This window comes from Chryseobacterium barbadense (genome assembly GCF_042849955.1).
Lineage (GTDB): Bacteria > Bacteroidota > Bacteroidia > Flavobacteriales > Weeksellaceae > Chryseobacterium.
In genome coordinates, this window is sequence record NZ_BAAFHL010000120.1 from 1 (window position 1) to 3677 (window position 3677).

The following is a 3677-nucleotide window of genomic DNA, read 5'->3' on the forward strand; positions in this document are numbered from 1 at the left end:
CCACCTAACAGGATTCCTTTAGTTATTAGTTGCTGGTTGTCAGTTGACAGGTTGTTGATGGTACTCATTCCCATTAAAACATCCCTGTTCTTGAAGTTGTAGGATTTCTGCCAGATTTCTTCACCTCTTTCATTTAAGGAAATCAACCATAGGTCGGTTCCTTCTTCTATCCCTGTCCTTTTGTTTCCTGATCTTTCTGACCTGGATTCTCCGCCAATCATATATCCTGCAGAGGTTAAAGCCAAAGTTCTTAAGTGATCATCTGCCTTTCCTCCAAAATTCTTTTCCCATTCCACTTTTCCGTCTTTACTAAGCTTAATGATCCAGTAATCGCCTTCACCGTAGTTTTCAGTTTTCTTTGATCCTCCGATGGTACTTCTGGAATAGATCCCTAATAAAGCACCACCATCTTTGGTAGGAATCATTTTCTCCACTTCATCCAGTCCTTTTCCGCCCAGTATCAGTTCAGAAGCCTGTTTTCCTGTCTTATCCAGTCTGATAATCCATATATCTTTAGAGCCATAACCTTTAGAGGAGTTATGAACATTTCCTGCCACAAAGTAGCCTAAGTCAGTCGTTTGAATCACGGCTCTGGCTTCTTCATCGGAGGCAGTACCTAAGGTTTTCTGCCACTGTTCTTCCCCGAATTCATTGATTTTGATAAGCCATACATCAGATCCGCCTTTGGAATCCTCTTTCTTATCAAGGCTTTTTCCTGAATAGGAAGTTCCAGCCAGAAGAAAGCCTCCTTCCTGGGTATTCACTGTAGCGGAAAGGAAATCATGGTTCTGTCCTGAAAAGTGTTTTTCCCAGACTTCTTCTCCCTGCCCATTTAACTTAACCAAATGGAAATCGTAACCATTATTTTGCTTACTGCCTGAAGCCTGAAGCTTAGAGCTTTGAATAGAGCTTCCCGAAATAAGATACTGTCCGTCAATGGTTGTGGTGACCTGGGAAAGAAAATCCTGAGTATTGGATTTGATGTCTTTCTGCCATAGGACATTTTGAGAATACAGCACAGCAGTAGTGCATAAGACTAATGCACTCATGTAGATTTTTTTCATACCTGTGTTTATATTAGTGTTATAATCAATATTTAAAAATTCCGATAAATTTAATACTTTTTAACAAACTGTGAAAGAATATGATGCACATCTGTTTTCAATTGTATAATGTAAAAATAGGCATGTGATACGACAAAACATGTCGTATCATTTATATGTCTGTAAATTTTAATAAATACTATTAGTTATACGGCAAGTTCCATATGATAAGTTTTTAAAATAATTTTGACTGTCTGTTTTAAAATCAGGAAAAGCATATTGAGGGGTAAGATGGTAACTAAGGGTGATATAGCCCCTTTTATACGGTCTGGAACCCCCTCCCTAAGGGGACTAGATCTTGTTTAACGAGCTTATGCCCTTCAAGGGTAAGAGAGGGTAGTAGTACGGGGTAGAGGTGGTTCGTTAAGGCCTTAAGTCGGTTAACCAACGACATCGAGGCCGTCCATAAAGCCATTAAAGGGACTCTTGAAGGGGACAGCTCGTCATGTCCGGGTTTCTCTTTCAAATGATTTCACTATTTTTATTCAAAACTTACATCAAATGCAAATAGAAACGCGAAAACTGAGTATTGAAGATTATGAAGGCCTGGTAGAAACAATGCGTAGAGCTTATCCTCAAATGTCTGAATATGTATGGTCAAAAAAAAGCATCAGTAAGCTTGTCAAAATGTTTCCTGAAGGCCAGATTTGTATCACGGTAGACGGGAAACTGGCTGCGGTAGCGCTATCCATTATCGTCAATTATGATGACTTCGGTGATGATCATACCTATAGTGATATTACCGGGAACTATACCTTCAATACCCATACTTCTATGGGGAATGTATTATATGGGATAGAAGTATTTGTAGATCCCGAATATAGAGAACTGAGGTTGGGAAGAAGGCTGTATGATGCCCGGAAAGAGCTTTGTGAGCTGCTGAATCTGAAATCCATTATCTTAGGAGGCAGAATCCCTAATTACCATAAATACAGCAAGGAAGTTTCTCCGAGAGAATACATCCGAAAAGTAAGAGATAAGGAAATTTACGACCCGGTTTTATCATTTCAGCTATCCAATAATTTTTTGCCGATCAAGATCCTTAAAAAGTATCTTCCCGAGGACGAATCCTCAAAAGAAAATGCCGTTCTGCTGCAATGGAACAATATTTATTATAGCAAAAAGCCTAATACGATGCAGGATAGCATCATTCGTTTAGGTTTGGTTCAGTGGCAGATGAGGCAGTTTAAAGACATTAATGCTTTCTATGAACAGGTGGAGTTTTTTGTGAATGTAATGGGGGATTATAAGTCAGATTTTGTGCTCTTCCCGGAACTTTTTAATACGCCTTTACTGGCTCCGTTCAATAAACTTTCAGAGAGAGACAGCATGATAGAGCTGGCCAAAATAACAGAACAGATTAAAGACAAGATTTCAGAATTGGCGATCAGCTATAATGTGAATATTATTTCCGGGAGCATGCCTGTTTTTGAAAACAATGACCTATATAACGTAAGCTATCTCCTTCACCGGGACGGAAGGATAGATGAATACCGTAAAATTCACATTACCCCTAATGAAAGGAAATACTATGGAATGAAAGGTGGAAATGAAATTAGGGTATTTGATACGGATTGCGGAAAAATTGGGCTGGTTATCTGTTATGATGTGGAATTTCCGGAACTTCCGAGGATCCTGGCGGACCAGGGAATGAAAATTCTCTTTGTTCCTTATCTTACCGATACGCAGAATGCCTATATGAGAGTGCGCCATTGTGCAGCAGCCAGGGCCATAGAAAATGAATGTTATGTGGCCATTGCCGGATGTGTAGGAAACCTGCCGGGTGTAAATAATATGGATATTCAGTTTGGACAGGCGGCTGTATTTACCCCTTCCGACTTTGCTTTTCCGTCTAATGCCATAAAAGGTGAGGCTACTCCTAATACGGAAATGACGTTAATCGTTGATGTAGATTTAAACCTGTTGAAAGACTTACACTATAATGGCTCTGTTCAGGTTCTTAAAGACAGGAGGAGGGACCTTTATGATACTTACCTTAAATAAAAGCGGAATGTATTAAATATAAAAAGCTCTCAGAAATGAGAGCTTTTTATATTTAAGTTAATTGTTATTATTCTTTAATAAACTTCTTCTGAACAGTGCCTTTTACATCTTCAATATAAATGACATATACGCCAGTGATCAGCTTGCTTACATTGATCTGGTTGTTCAGGATGAATCCGTCGGAGATTACTTGTCCTGCTGAGTTATAGATCTTATAAGCTGCTTTAGCACTGATGTTCTTCACATGCAATACTGAACTTACCGGGTTAGGGTAGATCATAATATCATCCTGGTTCAGAGAATTCGGAACAGGTAGCTTAGAAATCCTTACGGTGTAATCCTCTACTTCTCCATAAGGGAAGCTTGTACAGTTCACCGGAATACCTCCTCTCTGCATTGCTACTCTCATCACTACATATTTGTAATCTGCTGAACCTGAGCTCACGAATGCATTAGCCGGTACACTGAATGTTCCTGTGACAGGAGTTGTTGTATTCGGACCTGTAGCAATGATTCTTTCATTAGGATCAAAAGTACCGCTTCTGTCAAAGTCGATCCACACTGCAACAC

Annotated in this window: 3 protein-coding genes; 1 reads left to right on the top strand and 2 read right to left on the bottom strand. The window is 39.5% G+C overall.

Features of this window, described 5'->3' with window-relative positions; translation table 11 throughout:
* Positions 1-1064, bottom strand: a 1064-nt coding sequence (locus ACGHIN_RS16915; protein ID WP_390456292.1) for a T9SS C-terminal target domain-containing protein, incomplete at its 3' end; no start/stop codon positions are given.
* 540 nt (positions 1065-1604) lie between these two features.
* On the opposite strand from ACGHIN_RS16915, the gene ACGHIN_RS16920 reads away from it, so the two are divergent.
* Positions 1605-3107 carry a carbon-nitrogen hydrolase family protein gene (locus ACGHIN_RS16920; protein ID WP_390456295.1) on the top strand — a complete coding sequence of 501 codons (1503 nt, stop codon included), beginning with the start codon at positions 1605-1607 and terminating at the stop codon, positions 3105-3107.
* A gap of 67 nt (positions 3108-3174) precedes the next feature.
* Here the strand turns inward: ACGHIN_RS16920 and ACGHIN_RS16925 are convergent.
* Positions 3175-3677: GEVED domain-containing protein (locus tag ACGHIN_RS16925; RefSeq protein WP_390456298.1), on the bottom strand; the 503-nt coding region annotated here is incomplete at its 5' end.

What these genes read in the sequence shown, in the direction of transcription:
- ACGHIN_RS16920 (WP_390456295.1), top strand. Translation starts at nt 1,605, where the DNA reads ATGCAAATAGAAACGCGAAAACTGAGTATTGAAGATTATGAAGGCCTG.